A 21,328-nucleotide genomic window follows, 5' to 3' on the forward strand; every position below is an offset into this window, starting at 1 on the left:
GTCTGTCACCTTGACTGAAGGTTGAATGGAGCTGAGAGAGCACAAGGTTTAGTGCTGCACCGTTCAGGTCACATTTATCGCCATTACAGTGGATTGAGGCGATACAAAACTAAGGATGATGAAGCATGTCTGATCGTATTGATAGAGACGTGATTAATGCGCTGATTGCTGGCCATTTTGCAGACCCTTTTTCCATATTGGGAATGCACAGAACGGATTCTGGACTGGAAGTCCGGGCGTTATTGCCAGATGCTACCGATGTTTGGGTGATTGAACCTAAAACCGGGCGCAAAATCGGCAAGTTAGAGTGCATGGATGCGCGCGGTTTCTTTTGTGGTGTTCTGCCGCGTCGTAAGAATTTCTTTCGTTACCAGTTGGCTGTCATTTGGCATGGCCAACAAAATCTGATTGATGATCCCTACCGTTTTGGCCCATTGCTTCAGGAAATGGACGCCTGGCTGCTGTCTGAAGGGACGCATTTACGCCCGTATGAAAAACTGGGTGCACATGCGGACACAATGGACGGCGTAACCGGTACGCGTTTTGCCGTATGGGCACCGAATGCGCGCCGCGTTTCGGTCGTTGGGCAATTTAACTACTGGGATGGTCGCCGCCACCCGATGCGTCTGCGCAAAGAAACCGGCATTTGGGAGCTGTTTGTCCCTGGGGCGCACAACGGGCAGCTTTATAAATTTGAAATGGTGGATGCCAACGGTGCGCTGCGAGTCAAAGCCGACCCATATGCTTTTGAAGCGCAAATGCGCCCGGAAACCGCGTCGCTGATTTGCGGCTTGCCGCCGAAGGTTAAGCAGAGCGAGGAGCGGAAAAAGGCCAACCAGTTTGACGCGCCTATCTCTATCTACGAGGTGCATCTGGGTTCCTGGCGCCGCCATACCGACAACAACCACTGGCTGAGCTACCGCGAGCTGGCTGACCAACTCGTGCCCTACGCCAAATGGATGGGCTTCACCCATCTGGAGCTGTTACCGGTTAACGAGCACCCGTTCGACGGCAGTTGGGGTTATCAACCCACGGGGTTGTACGCGCCAACTCGCCGCTTTGGTACGCGCGAAGACTTCCGCTACTTCATCAACGCCGCCCATGCGGCAGGCCTGAACGTCATTCTTGATTGGGTTCCGGGGCACTTCCCATCGGACGATTTCGCCCTTGCCGAGTTTGATGGCACTAACCTGTACGAGCACAGCGACCCGCGCGAAGGCTATCACCAGGACTGGAATACCCTGATTTACAACTATGGCCGCCGCGAAGTGAGCAACTTCCTCGTCGGTAATGCGCTGTACTGGGTGGAACATTTCGGTATTGATGCGCTGCGTGTCGATGCCGTTGCTTCGATGATTTACCGCGACTACAGCCGCAAAGAGGGCGAATGGGTACCTAATGAGTTTGGCGGGCGCGAAAACCTTGAAGCCATTGAGTTTCTGCGCACCACCAACCGTGTGCTGGGCGAGCAAGTGCCCGGCGCGGTGAGTATGGCGGAAGAATCGACCGACTTTGCGGGCGTCTCGCGCCCAGCGGATATCGGCGGCCTGGGCTTCTGGTTTAAGTGGAATCTGGGCTGGATGCACGACACCCTCGATTACATGTCACTCGACCCTATCCACCGCCAGTATCACCACGACAAAATGACCTTCGGTATGCTCTACAACTACACGGAAAACTTCGTGTTGCCGTTGTCGCATGACGAAGTGGTTCATGGCAAAAAATCCATTCTTGACCGTATGCCTGGCGACGCATGGCAGAAATTTGCCAACCTGCGCGCCTATTACGGCTGGATGTTCGCCTTCCCGGGCAAAAAGCTGCTGTTCATGGGCGATGAATTTGCCCAAGGGCGCGAATGGAACTTTGACGGCAGCCTCGACTGGCATCTGCTCGACGGCAATGATAACTGGCATCACGGCGTACAGCGCCTGGTGCGCGACCTTAACCATACCTATTGCCACCACAAAGCCATGCATGAGCTGGATTTCGACCCTTACGGCTTTGAATGGCTGGTGGTAGACGATCACGCTCGCTCGGTGCTGGCTTTTGTGCGCCGCGATAGCGCCGGTAATGAAGTCCTTGTGGTGAGCAACTTTACGCCGGTTCCGCGCCATGATTATCGCCTCGGCATCAACCAGCCAGGGCGCTGGCGTGAAGTGTTAAACACAGACTCGACGCATTATCACGGCAGCAATGCCGGTAACGGTGGCGCGGTGCACAGCGACGACATTGCCAGCCACAACCGGCCACAGTCGTTGAGCCTGACCTTACCGCCGCTCTCAACGCTTTGGCTTATCCGGGAAGGGGAATGAGTATGGTGTCACTTGCCGTTGGGAAACCTGCGCCACTGGGCGCTAGCTATGACGGCGAGGGGGTGAACTTTACGCTTTTCTCGGCTCATGCGCAGCGCGTTGAACTCTGTCTATTTGATCAACAAGGCAATGAGTCGCGCTACGACTTACCCGCCCGTAGCGGTGATATCTGGCATGGCTATTTGCCACAGGCGCGTCCGGGCTTGCGCTACGGTTATCGGGTGCACGGCCCGTGGCAGCCGCAGCAAGGGCATCGTTTTAACCCTGCGAAATTGCTGCTCGATCCTTGTTGTTTCCAGGCGCAAGGTGACCTGCCCGACGACCCGCGTTTTCACGGCGGTTACGATGCGCCAGACCCACAGGACACCGCTGATATCGCGCCTAAATCCGTGGTTGTCGCGCTGGATTACGACTGGCAGGACGACGCTCCGCCGCGCACTGCGTGGGGCAAAACCGTTATCTATGAAGCGCATGTCAAAGGGCTGACCTATCGGCATCCTGGGCTGCCGGAGGAGATTCGCGGCACTTACAAAGCGCTCGGTCATCCGGTGATGATTGACTACTTCAAACGGCTGGGGATCACCGCGCTGGAGCTGCTACCGGTGGCGCATTTTGCCAACGAAGTGCGGCTGCAACGGATGGGGCTGAGTAATTACTGGGGCTACAACCCGCTGGCGATATTTGCGCTGGCGCCGCGCTATGCTTGCGCGCCAGAGCAGGCGTTGGATGAGTTTCGCGATGCCGTCAAAGCGCTACATCAGGCGGGCATTGAGGTGATCCTGGATATCGTGCTGAACCACAGCGCCGAGCTGGATTTGCATTGCCAGACCTTCTCGCTGCGGGGGATCGATAACCGTAGCTATTATTGGTTAAGAGACGATGGCGACTATCACAACTGGACGGGCTGCGGTAACACGCTGAATCTCAGCCATCCTGGTGTGGTGGAGTATGCCCGCCAGTGCCTACGCTTTTGGGTCGATGTATGCCATATCGACGGTTTTCGTTTTGACTTAGCCTCTGTGATGGGTCGCACGCCGGGATACCGGCAGGATGCGCCGCTGTTTAGCGCCATCCACGCAGACCCCGTGCTGTCGGCGGTCAAACTGATTGCCGAGCCGTGGGATATTGGCGAAGGCGGCTATCAGGTGGGCAATTTTCCGCCTACGTTTATGGAGTGGAACGATCATTTCCGTGACGCCATACGCCGCTTTTGGCTTGAAGAATCGCTCTCGCTGGGGGATTTTGCCCAGCGTTTCGCCGCCTCAAGCGATCTGTTTCAGCATCAGCAACGTCGCCCCAGCGCCGCGATTAACCTGCTCACTGCGCACGACGGTTTCACCCTGCGTGACTGTGTCAGTTTTAACAATAAACACAATGACGCCAACGGTGAGGAAAATCGTGACGGAACGAACAATAACCATGCTAATAATTATGGTACAGAAGGATTAGAAGCCAGCCCTGATGTCATGGCGCGTCGGCAGGCAAGCGCTCAGGCGCTGCTAACTACGCTATTGCTTTCGCAGGGGACCCCGATGCTGCTGGCTGGTGATGAACACGGTCACAGCCAGCAGGGGAACAACAATGCGTATTGTCAGGACAACGCATTGACCTGGCTTGACTGGGACAGTGCAGACGTTGCGTTGACGCAGTTTACCGCCGCCTTAATCCATTTACGCCAGCAGATCCCGGCATTAACCGACGATCGCTGGTGGCAGGATGCAGACGGCAACGTGCAGTGGCTCAATCAGGATGGGCAGCCGCTGTGCGCTGAGGAGTGGCAGCACGGCCTTCACCGGATGCAGATTCTGCTTTCCGGGCGTTGGCTTCTTACGCTCAATGCGACGCAAGACGTGGCGAACCTGACATTACCCGAGGGGGAATGGCGTGCCGTTGCCCCCTTTACCGCAGATGATAATCCGGCGGTAAGTACTGTCTGGCACGGGCCCGCGCACGGAGTGTGCGTATTTCAAAGGTCATAAAAAAGGAGTTGATTATGGTTGGGTTAGAAAAACACGATCCGTTGATGTTGGCACGTCAGTTGCCCATCAAGTCCGTCGCCCTCATTCTTGCCGGTGGACGAGGCTCTCGCCTGAAGGATTTAACCAATAAACGTGCCAAGCCAGCGGTTCACTTTGGCGGCAAATTTCGCATTATCGATTTTGCATTATCCAACTGTGTGAACTCCGGGATTCGCCGCATTGGCGTTATTACGCAATATCAATCGCATACATTAGTACAGCATATTCAACGGGCATGGTCGTTCTTCAATGTAGAGATGAACGAATTCGTTGATCTTTTGCCTGCCCAACAGCGCATGAAAGGGGAAAAATGGTACAGCGGAACCGCTGATGCGGTTACCCAGAACCTCGATATTATTCGCCGTTACAACGCTGAGTATGTGGTGATCCTCGCCGGTGACCACATCTACAAGCAAGACTACTCGCGAATGCTTATCGACCACGTCGAAAAAGGTGCGCGTTGTACCGTGGCTTGTATGCCCGTGCCAATTGAAGAAGCCAGTGCGTTTGGCGTGATGGCGGTCGATGAAAATGAAAAAATTATCGATTTTGTCGAAAAACCGGAAAACCCACCGGCCATGCCGCACGATCCAAGCCGATCGCTGGCCAGTATGGGGATCTACGTCTTTGATGCGGATTATCTGTATGAGTTGCTGGGTGAAGATGATGGCAATAACAAGTCCAGCCATGATTTCGGCAAAGATTTGATCCCAAAAGCGACTCGCGATGGTTTCGCGTATGCGCATCCTTTCCCGCTCTCCTGCGTACAGTCAGATCCTGACGCTGAGCCTTATTGGCGCGATGTTGGAACTCTGGAAGCGTACTGGAAAGCGAACCTTGACCTGGCGTCTGTCGTCCCTGAATTGGATATGTACGATAAAAGATGGCCAATTCGTACCTATAATGAATCATTACCGCCAGCGAAGTTTGTTCAGGATCGCTCCGGTAGCCACGGCATGACGCTCAACTCGCTGGTTTCGGGGGGCTGTGTTATCTCGGGATCGGTGGTCGTGCAATCTGTTTTGTTCTCGCGCGTCCGCGTGAATTCATTCTGTAACATTGATTCGGCAATTTTATTACCTGAGGTCTGGGTGGGTCGTTCCTCGCGCTTGCGCCGCTGTGTTATCGACAGAGCCTGTGTCATCCCGGAAGGTATGGTGATTGGCGAGGATGCACAAGAAGACGCGCGCCGTTTTTACCGCTCAGAAGAGGGGATCGTGCTGGTAACGCGCGAGATGTTGCGCAAACTGGGGTACCAACAGGAGCGATAATGCGGGTTTTACACGTTTGTTCTGAGATGTTTCCGTTATTAAAAACGGGTGGTCTTGCTGATGTGATTGGCGCGCTACCGGCGGCACAAATTGCCGAAGGTACTGATGCGCGTGTGTTATTGCCTGCGTTCCCGGATATTCGCCGTGGAATAAAAGACGCTCAGGTTGTTAGCCGTCGCGACACCTTTGCTGGGCGCATTACGCTACTGTTCGGTCACTACAACGGTGTCGGTATTTATTTAATTGATGCCCCGCATCTCTACGATCGCCCCGGTAGCCCGTATCACGATGGCAACCTCAACAGCTATGCGGACAACGTGCTGCGCTTTGCGCTGCTAGGCTGGGTGGGCAGTGAAATGGCCTGTGGCCTTGACCCATTCTGGCGTCCAGATGTGGTACATGCCCATGACTGGCACGCAGGGTTAGCTCCGGCTTATCTGGCGGCGCGCGGCAACCCAGCCAAATCGGTCTTTACCGTGCATAACCTGGCGTATCAGGGGCTGTTTTACGCCCATCATATGGAAACGCTCCAGCTTCCAGCCTCCTTCTACAATATGCACGGGCTGGAATTTCATGGGCAGATCTCATTCCTGAAGGCGGGGCTTTATTACGCCGATCACATTACGGCGGTCAGCCCGACTTACGCGCGTGAAATTACCGAACCGCAGTATGCGTATGGCATGGAAGGCTTGTTGCGTCAGCGGCATCAGGAAGGGCGCCTGTCGGGCATCCTGAACGGCGTTGATGCCAACATCTGGAGTCCAGAAAAGGACATGCTGCTGCCAGCGCGCTATGACCGCGATACTTTAGAACTGAAAGCCGAAAACAAACGCCAACTGCAAACGGCGATGGGGTTGAAAGTGAGCGATACCGCGCCGCTGTTTGCCGTGGTGAGCCGTTTAACCAGCCAAAAAGGGTTGGATCTGGTGCTGGAAGCGTTGCCGGGCTTGTTAGAGCAGGGGGGGCAACTGGCGCTACTGGGCGCGGGTGATCCTGTACTACAGGAAGGTTTCCTGGCCGCGGCGGCGGAGCATCCGGGGCAGGTCGGCGTTCAGATTGGCTATCACGAAGCATTCTCCCACCGCATTATCGGTGGCGCGGATGTCATTCTGGTGCCCAGCCGCTTTGAGCCATGCGGCTTAACGCAACTCTACGGTCTGAAGTATGGCACGCTGCCGCTGGTGCGTCGTACCGGTGGTTTGGCGGATACCGTTGCGGACAGCTCTCTGGAGAACTTAGCTGATGGCATGGCCAGCGGCTTTGTCTTTGAAGACAGCAATGCCTGGTCGCTGCTCAGAGCTATCCGTCGTGCTTTCGTATTATGGTCTCGTCCATCACTTTGGCGTTATGTACAGCGCCAGGCGATGAACATGGATTTCAGTTGGCAAGTTGCGGCGCACTCATACCGTGAACTTTACCAACGCCTGATATAACAACTGGGCCCTCATTATGAATGCACCTTTTACCTATGCATCACCGACGCTGAGCGTCGAAGCGCTGAAGCACTCTATTGCCTATAAGCTGATGTTCACTATCGGGAAGGATCCGGCAGTCGCCAACAAACACGAATGGCTGAACGCCACTTTGTTCGCCGTTCGCGATCGCATGGTAGAGCGCTGGCTGCGCTCTAACCGCGCACAGCTTTCCCAGGAAACGCGGCAGGTTTACTACCTGTCAATGGAGTTTCTGATTGGTCGTACGCTGTCCAATGCGTTGTTATCGTTAGGGTTGTATGACGACGTGAAAGATGCGCTCGATGGGATGGGGTTAGACCTTGAAGAACTGATCGACGAAGAAAACGACCCTGGTTTAGGCAACGGTGGTTTAGGTCGACTGGCGGCCTGCTTCCTCGACTCTTTAGCAACGCTTGGCTTGCCGGGGCGTGGCTACGGTATTCGCTATGACTATGGGATGTTCAAACAGAACATTGTTAATGGTCAGCAGAAAGAATCGCCAGATTACTGGCTGGAATACGGCAACCCGTGGGAATTTCCTCGCCATAACAAACGCTATAAAGTCCGTTTCGGCGGGCGTGTGCAAATGGAAGGCAAAACCAGCCGCTGGCTGGAAACCGAAGAGATTATCGCAGAAGCGTACGATCAAATCATTCCTGGCTATAACACTGACGCGACCAATACGCTGAGGCTGTGGAACGCGCAAGCCAGCAACGAAATCAACCTGGGGAAATTTAACCAGGGGGATTACTTTGCGGCGGTAGAAGATAAAAACCACTCGGAAAACGTTTCCCGCGTGCTGTACCCAGACGACTCCACCTATTCAGGGCGTGAGTTGCGTTTGCGCCAGGAGTATTTCCTGGTTTCCGCGACGGTTCAGGATATTCTCAAGCGCCATTACCAATTACATAAAACGTATGACAACCTGGCGGATAAAATCGCCATCCACCTTAACGACACGCACCCCGTGCTGTCGATTCCTGAACTGATGCGCCTGCTGATTGATGAGCACAAATTCAGTTGGGATGATGCGTTTATGGTGGCGTGTCAGGTCTTCTCCTACACCAACCACACCTTGATGAGTGAAGCGTTGGAAACCTGGCCGGTGGACATGCTGGGCAAAATTCTGCCGCGCCATCTGCAAATTATCTTCGAGATTAACGACTACTTCCTGAAAGTGGTGCAGACCCAATATCCTGGCGATACTGGGCTGTTGAGCCGCGTGTCGCTGATTGATGAATCCAATGGCCGCCGTGTACGCATGGCGTGGCTGGCGGTGGTGGTGAGCCATCGGGTTAACGGGGTATCTGAACTGCACTCCAACCTGATGGTGCAGTCGCTGTTTGCCGATTTTGCCCGCATTTTCCCAACGCGTTTTACCAACGTGACCAACGGTGTGACGCCACGCCGCTGGCTGGCGCTGGCGAACCCGGCGCTCTCCGACGTGCTGGATGAAAATATCGGCATGACCTGGCGTTCTGATCTCAGCCAAATCGGTGAGCTAGAGCAGCATATTGATTATCCAAAGGTTAATCAGGCGGTACACCACGCCAAGCTGGAAAATAAAAAGCGCCTCGCGGCGTTTATTGCCCAGAACCTGAACGTGGTGGTGAACCCTCACGCGCTCTTTGATGTGCAGATTAAACGTATTCACGAGTACAAACGCCAGTTGATGAATGTGCTCCATGTGATCACCCGCTATAACCGCATTAAGGCGGATCCTGAAGCGGAATGGGTGCCACGAGTGAATATTTTCGCCGGTAAAGCGGCCTCGGCGTATTACATGGCGAAGCACATTATTCACCTGATCAACGATGTTGCTGATGTCATCAACAACGATCCGCAAATTGGCGACAAGCTGAAAGTGGTGTTTGTCCCGAACTACAGCGTAAGTCTGGCGCAGATGATTATCCCGGCGGCGGATCTCTCCGAACAGATCTCTCTGGCGGGGACAGAGGCTTCCGGCACCAGTAACATGAAGTTTGCGCTTAACGGCGCGCTCACCATTGGTACGCTGGACGGGGCTAACGTCGAGATGCTGGAGCATGTCGGGGCAGATAACATCTTCATCTTTGGCAACACCGCTGAAGAGGTCGAGGAGCTGCGCCGTCAGGGCTACAAACCGCGTGATTACTACGACAAAGACGAAGAGTTGCACCAGGTGCTGACGCAAATCGGCAGTGGGGCATTCAGCCCTGGTGAGCCTGGGCGCTACCGCGACCTGGTCGATTCACTGATTAACTTTGGTGACCACTATCAGGTGCTGGCAGACTACCGTAGCTACGTTGACTGTCAGGATAAAGTAGACGCGCTGTATTGTGAGCCTGAAGAGTGGACGACCAAAGCGATACTCAACATCGCGAACATGGGTTACTTCTCTTCTGACCGCACGATTCAGGAGTACGCCGACAATATCTGGCATATCAAGCCGGTCAGGCTGTAAGCGGATAAAGACGACAAAAGGGGCCAAATGGCCCCTTTTTTACTGCGGCTAGCGGTGCGAATTTTATGACGCCAGCGACAGCTCAGACTTTCCCAGCGTATTCACCAACCATTCGCTAATCCGTGATTGCTGCTCGGCATTCAGCCACATCCCCTGTTTGGTACGACGCCAGATAGCATCGTCCAGGCGGCGAACCCATTCATGTTTGACCAAATAACGCAGTTCAGCTTCGTAAAACTCATGGCCGAAATCTTCGCCCAGCCCGGCAAGATCGCGCGCCTCGCCGATAACCAACTCGCTATTGCTCCCGTAGGTGCGGGCATAGTGGCGCGCCAGCGACTCGCTGATAAACGGATAACGGCGGCGCAGTTTTGCTGCGTAGTCGTCACGGTCATTGCCAATCTCCCCGCCGGGTAACACCGCGCCTTTGGTCCATGCCGGGCCAACGCCGCTGTAGTACGGAGCCAGTTTTTCCAGCGCGTGTTCCGCCAGTTTGCGATAGGTGGTGAGCTTGCCGCCAAATACCGACAATAGCGGGGCTTTGCCGTTTTCATCGTGAATATCGAGGGTGTAATCACGGGTGATGGCCTGTGGAGAGTCAGATTCATCATCACACAGCGGGCGCACGCCGGAGTAAGTCCAGACGATATCTTCACGATTAAGCTGCTTTTTAAAGTGGCCGTTGTAGACCTTCAGCAGGTAATTGATTTCGCTCTCTTCAATTTCGACATTTTTCGGATCGCCGTGATATTCCACGTCGGTTGTACCGATTATCGAAAACTCGTCCATCCACGGAATCACAAACACAATACGCTTGTCTTCGTTTTGCAGGATGTAGGCCTGTTTCTGGTTGTGCACGCGTGGCACGACAATATGGCTACCTTTGATCAGGCGAATGCCGTACGGCGATGGCAAATGCATACCGTCGTCAAAGAACTGTTTCACCCACGGGCCGGTGGCGTTTACCAGCCCACGCGCCTGCCAGTGGAATTTCTCGCCGCTGTCGATATCTTCGGCCTCAACAATCCACAGGCCGTTTTCCCGTTTTGCCGAGATAGCGCGCGTTCGGGTTCGAACTTCACCGCCTTTTTGCACCACCATCTGAGCGTTAGCCAGCACCAGGCGCGCATCGTCTACCCAGCAGTCGGAATATTCGAAACCGCGCACGATTTCAGGTTTCAGCACCGACTCCGCGCCAAAACGCAAACCGCTAGAGGCGGGCAGGCTGGTGCGTTTACCCAGATGATCGTACATAAACAGACCGGTGCGAATCATCCACGCGGGGCGCAAATGCGGGCGATGCGGTAGGCGAAAGCGCATCGGGATCGCAATATGTGGCGCCATTTTCAGCAACACTTCACGCTCAGCCAGCGCTTCGCTCACCAGGCGGAATTCATAGTGCTCAAGGTAGCGCAGGCCGCCGTGGATCAATTTCGAGCTTGCGCTGGAGGTAGCGCAGGCCAAATCTCTGGCTTCCAGCATCAGAACGGATAAACCCCGCCCAGCGGCGTCTGCCGCAATGCCCGCACCGTTAATGCCGCCACCTATCACAATCAGATCTTTGGTTTCCATTATTGCTACCTCAGGGACTTTCGTTATAGCTCATTAATGTTCGATATCGCTCATAATAGCAAGTAAACGCGCTTTTGGTAACATAGAAAAAACATTTTAGAGTGATGCGCATAACATATTGGCGTTTACGTGCCGTGAAGACGTACACTTGACGCTAAAATGCCGTCAGCAAGACACATGCCATAACGATAAGAGAAGACCATGGATCAGTTTGAATGTATTAACGTAGAACAGGCGCACCAGAAGCTACAGCAGAACAACGCTGTGTTGGTGGATATTCGCGACCCGCAGAGCTTTGCTATGGGCCACACGCCGGGCGCGTTTCATCTGACCAACGATACGCTGGGTGCGTTTATGCGCGATAACGATTTTGAAACGCCAGTGATGGTGATGTGCTATCACGGCAACAGCAGCAAAGGCGCCGCACAGTACCTGCTGCAACAGGGCTACGACCAGGTTTACAGCGTCGATGGCGGCTTTGATGCCTGGCATCGTCATTTCCCGGCCGAGGTCGAACACGCCGCTTTCTGAGGCGACTGCGGATGCCGCCTCTTTGTAGGCGGAGATTGCGCGCCGCTGCAACCTATCCGTAAGGGTTTGGGTATATACTGTCCCCTTTTGTGTGGAATAGAAGCGACCTGCTGTATGTTGATGATCACCTCTTTTACTAACCCTCGCGTGGCCCAGGCCTTTGTTGACTATATGGCGACGCAGGGCGTTATTCTGACTATCCAGCAGCATACGCGTAGCGATGTCTGGCTTTCCGACGAAACGCAGGAAGACCGCGTTCGTGCGGAGCTGGAGCGTTTCCTGGATAACCCCGCCGACCCGCGATATCTGGCGGCGAGCTGGCAGTCCGGGCAGACCAACAGCGGCCTGCACTACCGTCGATTCCCCTTCCTCGCCACGCTAAAAGCGGGCGCAGGCCCGGTGACAATAGGCGTGATGGCGGCCTGCATTCTGGTGTTCATCCTGATGAACGTGATAGGCGATCAGCCGGTGATGCTGTGGCTAGCCTGGCCGTACGATGATTCGCTGAAATTTGAGTTCTGGCGCTACTTTACCCACGCGCTAATGCATTTCTCATTCGTCCATATCCTGTTCAACCTGCTATGGTGGTGGTATCTCGGCGGCGCGGTTGAGAAGCGTATTGGCAGCGGCAAACTAGTGGTTATCACCATTATCAGTGCATTGCTCAGCGGTTTTATCCAGCACCAGTTTAGTGGCCCGTGGTTTGGTGGGTTGTCCGGTGTCGTTTACGCTCTGATGGGTTACGCCTGGCTGCGCGGTGAGCGCGACCCACAAAGCGGTATTTACCTGCCGCGCGGGTTGATTATGTTCTCCCTTATCTGGCTGGTGGCCGGGTGGTTTAATGTTTTTGGTATGTCGATTGCGAACGGCGCACACATCACCGGGCTGGTGATAGGTTTGGCAATGGCCTTCGTCGATACGCTTAATGTGAGAAAACGAGCATAATTTTCCAGGGATTCATCATGAAACAAACACAACGTCATGACGCGATAATCGAGCTGGTAAAACTACAGGGTTACGTCAGCACCGAGGAGCTGGTAGAGCATTTCTCCGTCAGCCCGCAGACCATTCGTCGTGATTTAAATGACCTTGCGGATCAAAAAAAGATCCTCCGCCACCACGGCGGCGCGGCGCTGCCTTCTAGCGCGGTCAATACTCCCTGGCATGACCGCAAGGCCACGCAAACCGCAGAGAAAGAGCGTATCGCGCTGAAAGTGGCAAGCCAGATTCCGAACGGTTCTGCGCTGTTTATTGATATTGGTACGACGCCGGAAGCCGTCGCTCATGCGTTGTTGAACCATAGCGACCTGCGGATTGTGACCAATAACCTGAACGTCGCCAACACGCTGATGGTAAAAGAGGATTTCCGCATTATTCTGGCGGGCGGCGAGTTACGCAGCCGGGACGGCGGAATTATTGGTGAAGCGACGCTCGACTTTATTTCTCAGTTCCGCCTGGACTACGGCATTCTGGGGATTAGCGGCATTGATAGCGATGGCTCGCTGCTGGAGTTTGACTACCACGAGGTTCGCACCAAGCGCGCGATTATCGACAACTCTCGCCATGTCATTCTGGTGGTGGATCACTCGAAGTTTGGCCGTAACGCGATGGTGAATATGGGCAGTATCAGCATGGTGGATGCGGTGTACACCGATATTTTGCCACCGCCGGGCGTGATGCAGGTGATTGCCGAAAATGACGTGCAGCTTGAGCTGTGCTGACCGATAGCCACACGTTCAGATACCCCATGACGACATGAATATACCGTCGCCTTTTCATCGCCGGATGGCGGCTGCGCCTTATCCGGCCTACGGTTGTGATGTGCGGTGTTGCCGGATGGTGGCTAACGCCTTATCCGGCCTACGGGGAATGAGCTTGTAGGCCTGAGAAGCGCAGCGCCATCAGGCAATGGTAACTAAACCCCGTATCCCATCATCTTCAGCAATTCTTGCGCGTGCTGAACGGCATCCTGACGGTGTGCGACGCCCAACTTCTGATACAGATTGCGGATATGCGTTTTGATGGTCGTCGCCGCCACGTCCAGCTCCCCGGCAATCTGCTCGTTGCTGTAGCCGGAGTAGATAAGCCCCAGCACCTGCCACTCGCGCTGAGTCAACGGGCTGGTGCGGATAAGCTCCGGCACTTCCGGGTGGTTTAAGAGCCGCTCAACAAAACTTTCATCGAAGTGGGCAAATTTATGCCGATGATGCTGATTAATCTCACGCAGAATGCGCTGCGCGCGGTGCTGGTCAAGCTCTGGCAACGTATTCAGCTGAATTAACTGGCGTAACTGTTGCGCCACCGCCTCACCTTCAATCACAAAATGGCTGATAAAACCGGTGCGATTAGCGAGCTGAAGTGCCTCCAGTAACATCCGCTGGGCTTCATTTTTATTGCCCGCTTGCCAGTGCAACTGGTTGAGCAACAGCAGGTTACGGTTGAGATCGCTCATCAGACGCAGCGCTCTGGCGTTCTCGTTGAGTTCTTCAAGCACCATCTCCGCTGAATCAAACTCACCAAGCAGAATCTGGGCGCGGGCAATATTACGCCACTGGCCTTGCAGGAAATGGTTGTTAGCAAATTCTGGTTTTGGCGTGTGATGTAACCAGTTTGCCGCCGATTTTTTATCACCGACCATCTGCCAGTAAATCACCCGCACTTTATCGGCGTTGGAAACCCAATCGTTGTGATAAGCGCCGTTGCCAAGCAAATTCTCAAGGCGATTTAAATGGTTACGCGCGTTATCCAAATCACCGCGCGCCAGCGAACACTGCACCAACAACGTCAGACACTGTAGCTGCTGCTGTGGCTGGTAGCCGCTCAGCACTTCAATACCGGTACGCGCGGTGGTTTCGGCTTCATCAAGACGCGCCCACGCCCAGAGCAGTTGAGCACGAATACGCAGCAGAAATTCATGCATCGGCAACTGTTCAAGATGCTGATTGCGAATCAGCTGGAAGCCTTTTTCCTGGCTCTCCCAGGCGGCTTGCAGGAAGCCCTGGGCAAATAAAATTTCGCTCTGCTGGATAAGACTCCACAGCGCGTAGTGCCAGATATCGTGGCGGCGCGCCATCTGCTCGGTTTGTTGCATGACCGCAATCGACTGACTTAGCAACCCTTTGCAGTGCAGCACTTCACCGTGTACGGAGGTCGCAACGATACGGCTATAAAAATTGGCCAGCGGCAGCTCTTCAAGCGCGACCGTAGACAGACGCTCGGCTTCATCCTGGTCGCCGTCGTTAATTGCCACCTGGGCGCGCAGGGCGTTGAAATCACCGTGCAGCGAGGTGTCCATCTCGAAGGTCATCTCTTGCTCGGCGCGCGCCAGCAGAGTGTTTACCTCACTGTAGCGGTGCTGGCTTTGCATCAGCCAGGCCTGCAATAACACCAGGCGCGGGTTTTCCAGCAGGCTTTCCCACGGCAGCGCGGAGAGCGACTCTTCGAGTAGCGCAAGTTCGCTGTGGTGGAACAGCCCCCAGGCGTGGTTGAGCAGGATATCGCGCAGCATTTTCGGATCACCTGCGGCAAGCGCATGGTGAATGGCTTCGCTTGGGAAACCTTGCGCCATCCAGCTTTCAGCGGCGGCGCGGTGGATTTCTGGCAGTTCAGCCGCCAGCTCCCATTGGCAGCGCTGGCGCAGGAAGCTGCAAAACAGCGGATGATAGTTGAACCACTCGCCGGAGTTGTCCATGCGCTGGATAAATAGCCCCTGGCGCTCGATTTCTTCGAGGCGCATTTGGCCGTTTTCTTCACCGGTCACTCGCGCGATGAGCGAATCGTTCATCGAACGCAGCAGCGAGCTTTTGAGCAGGAAGTTACGCGTGTTGGAGTCAACGTTATCCAGCACTTCATCAACCAGATAATCCGACAGATGGCTGGCGTTGATACCGGCCAGGCGGCGCGCGGAATGCTGAGTCGCGTTGTTGCGTTGGCGTGCAGACAGCGCAATCAGTTGCAGCGCCGTCGCCCAGCCCGCCACGTCGTCGCACAGGCGGCTGCTTTCGGTGGCCTCGATGGGCGATGCCAGGCGGCAGTCGAAAAATTGTTTGGTTTCTGCGTGCGTAAAGGAAAGCTGTTGGCTGCCCACTTCGAGTAACTGGTCGCGAACTCGCAGGTTGGCGATACCCAACTGCGGCAGGTTGCGCGACAGCACGACGAGCGTCAGGTTTTCCGGCTGGTGGCGCAGGAAAAAGCGCATTGCATCGTGGATCACCGGGCTGGTAATCAGATGGTAGTCATCGATGACTAAATAAAGCGGGCGCTGCCATTCGCTAAGCTCAAAAAATAGCTGCGAGAAAAGCGAGCTAAGGCTAGCGTACTGGCGCTTTTGCACCATATTTTCGCTGGCTTCGCAATGACCGCCCGTCGCCTGCTGAATCGCGGCGATAAGGTAACTGGCAAAGCGCTCTTGCTGGTTATCACCTTCATCAAGCGAATACCATCCGAGGCCACTCATCCCAGCCGCCCATTGTGAAATAAGCGTTGTCTTTCCATAGCCAGCCGGGCTGGTTATTAGCGCCAGACGGTAATTGTTCGCGCCTGAAAGCTTCGCCAACAGCCGCTCGCGAACCACCGTGTGTTCAAGACGTACGGGGCGACTTAGTTTAGACGGAATCAACATAGCTAATCACTTCACTGTGAGGATTGGAAAATTTAGATTTTTTTTGCGCTTCGTAATTAATACATACAAAGGTCGGTCAAATAGCTATGTATTGCAAGTTATGTCCTGTTTTGATGTTTGCGAATTTGCTATATGTCACAGTTTTCTTAATTTAATACTATCTGTGTATAAAACCTCGCAGGGCGCGTCAGCTCTGGTGTTCGTAACGCTTTGTTGTGGCAGATTAAATAGAAATATGTTGATTTAGCGAATAACCGCCATTTAATCATCTTATATGCCCGATAAATTTCTTTAGAAACAATACGTATTAAATTGTTGCTTATTTTCGCGGCGTAATCATTTCCTTATTTACCTATTTTCGGCAAAACACCATTTCATTTTATGACATAGCGCGGAGATCTCTTTGCCGGGATCCGCGACACTCATTTCAGTACCAGGGATGGTGTGTGCGCGATGAAAACTGAGCGATTGTGCCGCCAGCGGCTAACGTTAAAGTGGCGACGATCACACTTTTCGCTCATCCCTGCGACTCCTCCCCGGCTAATCCTGGACGGGATGAGGAAGTCGCGCATTCAGCCAGGCACACTAATGCTAACGTTTATGCAAAAGGATTCGATTTCGCTATGTCACAGCCTACTTTCAATCTCGATTCATTCCAGGCTGCCCTGACGCGTCAGTGGCAGCGATTTGGTTTACAGACCGCTTGTGAAATGACGCCCCATCAATGGTGGCAGGCTGTGAGCGGCGCGCTGGCGGAACAGCTTTCCGCGCAGCCGGTAGCCAAGCCAGCGAAAGGCCAGCGCCATGTGAACTACATTTCGATGGAGTTCCTGATTGGCCGCCTGACCGGCAATAACTTACTCAACCTCGGTTGGTATGACGGTGTTAGCGACGCGCTGAAAGCGTATGACATCAACCTGAGCGACCTGCTGGAACAAGAAACCGACCCAGCGCTGGGCAACGGCGGTTTAGGGCGTCTGGCGGCCTGTTTCCTCGACTCGATGGCGACCGTCGGGCAGTCTGCGACAGGTTATGGCCTGAACTACCAATACGGCCTGTTCCGCCAGTCCTTTGTCGAGGGACACCAGATGGAAGCGCCCGATGACTGGCAGCGCGGCAGTTACCCGTGGTTCCGCCACAATGCGGCGTTAGATGTGCAGGTCGGTATTGGCGGGAAAGTGGTAAAAGGCGAATGGCAGCCTGCGTTCACGATGACCGGCGAAGCGTGGGATCTGCCGGTGCTTGGCTATCGCAATGGCGTCGCGCAGCCGCTGCGCCTGTGGCAGGCCAAACACGCCCAGCCGTTTAACCTGACTAAATTCAACGATGGCGATTTCCTGCGCGCGGAACAGCAAGGCATCGACGCCGAAAAACTGACCAAAGTGCTGTACCCGAATGACAACCATACCGCCGGTAAAAAGCTGCGCCTGATGCAGCAATATTTCCAGTGCGCTTGCTCGGTGGCCGATATTCTACGCCGCCATCATCTGGCGGGGCGTAAGCTGGTTGAGCTGGCGGATTATGAAGTGATCCAACTGAACGACACTCACCCGACGATTGCTATTCCTGAGCTGCTGCGCGTACTGCTTGATGAGCACCAGATGAGCTGGGACGATGCGTGGGCGATTACCAGCAAAACCTTCGCTTACACCAACCATACCCTGATGCCAGAAGCGCTGGAGTGTTGGGATGAGAAGCTGGTGAAAGCGCTACTGCCGCGTCACATGCAGATTATCAAAGAGATTAACGACCGCTTTAAAACGTTGGTGGATAAAACCTGGCCGGGCGATGACGCCGTATGGGCGAAACTGGCGGTGGTGCACAACAAACAGGTGCGCATGGCAAACATGTGTGTGGTCAGTGGCTTTGCTGTTAACGGCGTGGCGGCACTGCACTCTGACCTGGTGGTGAAAGACCTGTTCCCTGAATATCACCAACTGTGGCCGAACAAATTCCACAACGTCACCAACGGCATCACGCCGCGCCGCTGGATCAAACAGTGCAACCCCGCACTTGCCGCACTGCTGGATAAATCGCTGAAAAAAGAGTGGGCTAACGATCTCGACCAGCTTATCAACCTGGAAAAATACGCCGACGACGCCAAATTCCGCCAGCAATACCGCGACATCAAACTGGCGAATAAAGAACGGCTGGTGAAGTTTGTGAAAGCGCGCACTGGGATTGAAATCACCACTAACGCTATCTTTGATATTCAGATCAAACGCTTGCACGAGTACAAACGCCAGCACCTCAACCTGCTGCACATTCTGGCGCTGTATAAAGAGATTCGCGAAAACCCGCAGGCTGACCGCGTACCGCGCGTGTTCCTGTTTGGCGCGAAAGCTGCGCCGGGCTACTACCTGGCGAAGAATATCATTCTGGCTATCAATAAAGTGGCGGCGGTTATCAACAACGACCCGCAGGTGGGCGATAAGCTGAAAGTGGTGTTCCTGCCGGATTACTGCGTGTCGGCGGCAGAAATGCTGATCCCGGCGGCAGACGTTTCTGAGCAGATTTCCACTGCGGGTAAAGAAGCCTCCGGTACTGGCAACATGAAACTGGCGCTGAACGGTGCGTTGACCGTCGGTACGCTGGATGGCGCGAACGTTGAGATTGCCGAGAAAGTCGGTACTGAAAACATCTTTATTTTCGGCCATACCGTCGAGCAAGTTAAAGCGCTGAAAGCGAAAGGTTATGACCCGCTGAAATGGCGTAAAGCCGACAAACTGCTGGATGCGGTACTCAAAGAACTGGAGAGCGGTAAATACAGCGATGGCGATAAACACGCCTTTGACCAGATGCTGCACAGCATGGGCAAGCAGGGCGGCGACCCGTATCTGGTGATGGCGGATTTTGCCGCCTATGTTGAAGCGCAAAAGCAGGTAGATGTGCTGTACCGTGACCAGGAGGCCTGGACACGCGCCGCTATCCTGAACACCGCGCGCTGTGGCATGTTCAGCTCCGATCGCTCCATTCGCGATTATCAACAACGCATCTGGCAGGCTAAACGCTAAGGACACGCCAATGGACAGCAAACGTCTTGATAACGCCGCGCTGGCGGCGGGCATTAGCCCAAACTATATCAATGCCCACGGCAAACCACAGTCTATCGGTGCGGATACCAAGCGGCGTTTGCTTGATGCCATGCACTCTGTCGCCGCGCCAGCGGCGGCAACACCGCTGCCTAATGTGCAGGTGTGGACATACGGTAAAAAAATGGCTCTGACGGTTGATGGCAACGGTGAATTTAACTGGCTGCTGACGACCGAAGAGGGCAAACAGCATCAGGGGCAGGTCACTGGCGGTAAAACGCTGGTTCTGCCGTCACACTTGCCGGAAGGCTACCACTCGCTAACGTTGACGCAAGGTGAGCTGCGCTGGCACTGCCGGGTGATTATCGCCCCTGAACGCTGCTATGAACCCCAGGCGTTGAAAGAGGCGAAAAAACTGTGGGGAGCCTGCGTTCAGCTCTATACCCTGCGCTCCGAGCGCAACTGGGGGATTGGCGATTTTGGCGACCTGAAAGCGATGTTGCCAGAAATTGCTCACCGTGGCGGCGCGTTTATCGGCCTCAACCCGATTCACGCGCTGTATCCGGCGAACCCGGAAAGCGCCAGCCCGTATAGCCCGTCATCGCGCCGTTGGATGAACGTGATTTACATCGACGTGAACGCGGTAGAAGACTTTACGCTCAGCGATGAAGCGCAAACCTGGTGGCGCAAACCGGCGACGCAGCAAAAGCTCAAGGCGGCGCGTGACGTTGAGCAGGTGGACTACAGCGCCGTAACTGAACTCAAAATGACCGCGCTGCGCATGGCCTGGAAACACTTTGCTAAGCGCCGCGATGAACAGATGGCGGCATTCCGCGACTTCGTGGCAACCGAAGGCGAAAGCCTGTACTGGCAGGCGGCATTTGACGCGCTGCACGCCCATCAGGTGAAGGAAGATAAGCTGCGCTGGGGCTGGCCGGTTTGGCCGCAAGCCTACCAGAATATCGACAGCCCTGAAGTTCATGCATTTTGTAAAAAGCACGCCGACGAGGTCGATTTCTATCTTTGGCTGCAATGGTTGGCCTATACCCAATTTGCGGATTGCTGGGAAACCAGCCAGCGTGATGCCATGCCGATTGGTCTGTACCGCGACCTGGCGGTGGGTGTCGCTGAAGGGGGCGCAGAAACCTGGTGTGACCGTGAACTGTATTGCCTGAAGGCTTCCGTTGGCGCGCCGCCGGATATTCTTGGCCCACTGGGGCAAAACTGGGGGCTGCCGCCGATGGATCCGCATATCATCGTTGCACGCGCCTATGAACCGTTTATCGACCTGCTCCGCGCGAACATGAAAAACTGCGGCGCGTTGCGTATCGATCATGTGATGTCTGTGCTGCGCCTGTGGTGGATCCCGTACGGCGAAACCGCCGATCACGGCGCTTACGTGCAGTATCCGGTGGATGCGCTGCTGTCTATTCTGGCGCTGGAAAGCAAGCGCCATCGCTGCATGGTGATTGGTGAGGACTTAGGCACAGTGCCGGTCGAAATTGTCGGCAAGCTGCGCAAAAGCGGTGTCTACTCGTACAAAGTGCTCTATTTTGAGAACGACAGCGAGAAAACTTTCCGTTCGCCAAAAGCGTACCCAGAGCAGTCGATGGCGGTGGCGACAACGCATGACTTACCCACGCTGCGGGGTTATTGGGAAAGCGGTGATCTGACGCTGGGCAATGAACTGGGCTTGTACCCTGATGCCGATGTGCTGCGCGGGTTGTATCAGGATCGCGAGCGGGCAAAACAGGGGTTGTTGGATGCCCTGCATAAATACGGCGCGTTGCCAAAACGGGCAGGGCATAAGGCCGCGTTGATGTCGATGACCGCGACGCTCAGTCGGGGTATGCAGCGCTATATCGCCGACAGCAACAGTGCGCTGCTGGGGTTACAGCCGGAAGATTGGTTGCAGATGTCTTCGCCGGTGAATATCCCGGGCACTAGCACCGAGTACCCAAACTGGCGGCGCAAACTCTCCACCCCGCTTGAGGCGATGTTTGCCGATGATACGGTGAACAAGCTGATTAAAGATTTGGACAAGCGCCGTAAGGCAGCGGGTAAGAAGAAGTAA

At 54.7% G+C, this 21,328-nt stretch carries 12 protein-coding genes; 10 read left to right on the forward strand and 2 right to left on the reverse strand.

Features of this window, described 5'->3' with window-relative positions; translation table 11 throughout:
• Nucleotides 1–125 precede the first annotated feature (125 nt).
• From glgB to glgP, 5 genes are read left to right on the forward strand one after another with little or no spacing between them, the layout of a single operon-like run.
• On the forward strand, nt 126–2,312 hold the full coding sequence (gene glgB, locus AC6I4B_RS01640) for a 1,4-alpha-glucan branching enzyme (protein ID WP_497769018.1): 2,187 nt from the start codon (nt 126–128) through the stop codon (nt 2,310–2,312).
• Nucleotides 2,313–2,314: 2 nt separating this feature from the next.
• Nucleotides 2,315–4,291, forward strand: coding sequence for a glycogen debranching protein GlgX (gene glgX / locus AC6I4B_RS01645; RefSeq protein WP_497772313.1), 1,977 nt, complete (start codon nt 2,315–2,317; stop codon nt 4,289–4,291).
• Between the two features lie 14 nt (nt 4,292–4,305).
• The gene (gene glgC / locus AC6I4B_RS01650; RefSeq protein WP_497769020.1) at nt 4,306–5,601 is read left to right on the forward strand and encodes a glucose-1-phosphate adenylyltransferase; all 1,296 of its coding nucleotides are present in this window, start codon (nt 4,306–4,308) and stop codon (nt 5,599–5,601) included.
• Nucleotides 5,601–7,034: a glycogen synthase GlgA gene (gene glgA / locus AC6I4B_RS01655; protein WP_497769021.1), complete on the forward strand. Its 1,434-nt coding sequence runs from the start codon at nt 5,601–5,603 to the stop codon at nt 7,032–7,034. Before glgC ends, glgA begins: the two co-directional genes overlap by 1 nt.
• 16 nt (nt 7,035–7,050) lie before the next feature.
• Nucleotides 7,051–9,498 (forward strand): glycogen phosphorylase, encoded by a 2,448-nt coding sequence (gene glgP / locus AC6I4B_RS01660; RefSeq protein ID WP_497769023.1) that lies wholly within the window; start codon nt 7,051–7,053, stop codon nt 9,496–9,498.
• A 63-nt stretch (nt 9,499–9,561) separates the two neighbouring features.
• Here glgP and glpD read toward each other — a convergent pair whose 3' ends face one another.
• Nucleotides 9,562–11,070, reverse strand: coding sequence for a glycerol-3-phosphate dehydrogenase (glpD, locus tag AC6I4B_RS01665; RefSeq protein WP_497769024.1), 1,509 nt, complete (start codon nt 11,068–11,070; stop codon nt 9,562–9,564).
• A 201-nt stretch (nt 11,071–11,271) separates the two neighbouring features.
• On the opposite strand from glpD, the gene glpE reads away from it, so the two are divergent.
• The 3 genes from glpE to AC6I4B_RS01680 all read left to right on the forward strand — a co-directional run bounded on the left by glpE (nt 11,272) and on the right by AC6I4B_RS01680 (nt 13,322).
• The gene (gene glpE, locus AC6I4B_RS01670) at nt 11,272–11,601 is read left to right on the forward strand and encodes a thiosulfate sulfurtransferase GlpE (protein ID WP_497769026.1); all 330 of its coding nucleotides are present in this window, start codon (nt 11,272–11,274) and stop codon (nt 11,599–11,601) included.
• A 114-nt stretch (nt 11,602–11,715) separates the two neighbouring features.
• Complete coding sequence (glpG, locus tag AC6I4B_RS01675) at nt 11,716–12,546, forward strand: rhomboid family intramembrane serine protease GlpG (RefSeq protein WP_497769027.1); 831 nt, start codon at nt 11,716–11,718, stop codon at nt 12,544–12,546.
• A 17-nt stretch (nt 12,547–12,563) separates the two neighbouring features.
• Nucleotides 12,564–13,322, forward strand: coding sequence for a DeoR/GlpR family transcriptional regulator (locus tag AC6I4B_RS01680; RefSeq protein ID WP_497769028.1), 759 nt, complete (start codon nt 12,564–12,566; stop codon nt 13,320–13,322).
• A 194-nt stretch (nt 13,323–13,516) separates the two neighbouring features.
• Here AC6I4B_RS01680 and malT read toward each other — a convergent pair whose 3' ends face one another.
• Entirely contained in the window at nt 13,517–16,222 is a 2,706-nt protein-coding gene (gene malT / locus AC6I4B_RS01685) for an HTH-type transcriptional regulator MalT (protein ID WP_497769030.1), read from the reverse strand.
• Between the two features lie 623 nt (nt 16,223–16,845).
• Between malT and malP the strand changes: the two genes are divergently transcribed.
• Both malP and malQ read left to right on the forward strand, forming a co-directional pair.
• Nucleotides 16,846–19,236 carry a maltodextrin phosphorylase gene (malP, locus tag AC6I4B_RS01690; protein ID WP_497769031.1) on the forward strand — a complete coding sequence of 797 codons (2,391 nt, stop codon included), beginning with the start codon at nt 16,846–16,848 and terminating at the stop codon, nt 19,234–19,236.
• 10 nt (nt 19,237–19,246) lie between these two features.
• Entirely contained in the window at nt 19,247–21,328 is a 2,082-nt protein-coding gene (malQ, locus tag AC6I4B_RS01695) for a 4-alpha-glucanotransferase (protein WP_497769033.1), read from the forward strand.

It is taken from the genome of Kluyvera fluvialis (assembly GCF_059725275.1).

Excerpts from the sequence above, each read along its gene's own strand:
- glgB (WP_497769018.1), top strand. The coding sequence starts at position 126 with ATGTCTGATCGTATTGATAGAGACGTGATTAATGCGCTGATTGCTGGC.
- glgX (WP_497772313.1), top strand. The coding sequence starts at position 2,315 with ATGGTGTCACTTGCCGTTGGGAAACCTGCGCCACTGGGCGCTAGCTAT.
- glgC (WP_497769020.1), top strand. The coding sequence starts at position 4,306 with ATGGTTGGGTTAGAAAAACACGATCCGTTGATGTTGGCACGTCAGTTG.
- glgA (WP_497769021.1), top strand. The coding sequence starts at position 5,601 with ATGCGGGTTTTACACGTTTGTTCTGAGATGTTTCCGTTATTAAAAACG.
- glgP (WP_497769023.1), top strand. The coding sequence starts at position 7,051 with ATGAATGCACCTTTTACCTATGCATCACCGACGCTGAGCGTCGAAGCG.
- glpD (WP_497769024.1), bottom strand. The coding sequence starts at position 11,070 with ATGGAAACCAAAGATCTGATTGTGATAGGTGGCGGCATTAACGGTGCG.
- glpE (WP_497769026.1), top strand. The coding sequence starts at position 11,272 with ATGGATCAGTTTGAATGTATTAACGTAGAACAGGCGCACCAGAAGCTA.
- glpG (WP_497769027.1), top strand. The coding sequence starts at position 11,716 with ATGTTGATGATCACCTCTTTTACTAACCCTCGCGTGGCCCAGGCCTTT.
- AC6I4B_RS01680 (WP_497769028.1), top strand. The coding sequence starts at position 12,564 with ATGAAACAAACACAACGTCATGACGCGATAATCGAGCTGGTAAAACTA.
- malT (WP_497769030.1), bottom strand. The coding sequence starts at position 16,222 with ATGTTGATTCCGTCTAAACTAAGTCGCCCCGTACGTCTTGAACACACG.
- malP (WP_497769031.1), top strand. The coding sequence starts at position 16,846 with ATGTCACAGCCTACTTTCAATCTCGATTCATTCCAGGCTGCCCTGACG.
- malQ (WP_497769033.1), top strand. The coding sequence starts at position 19,247 with ATGGACAGCAAACGTCTTGATAACGCCGCGCTGGCGGCGGGCATTAGC.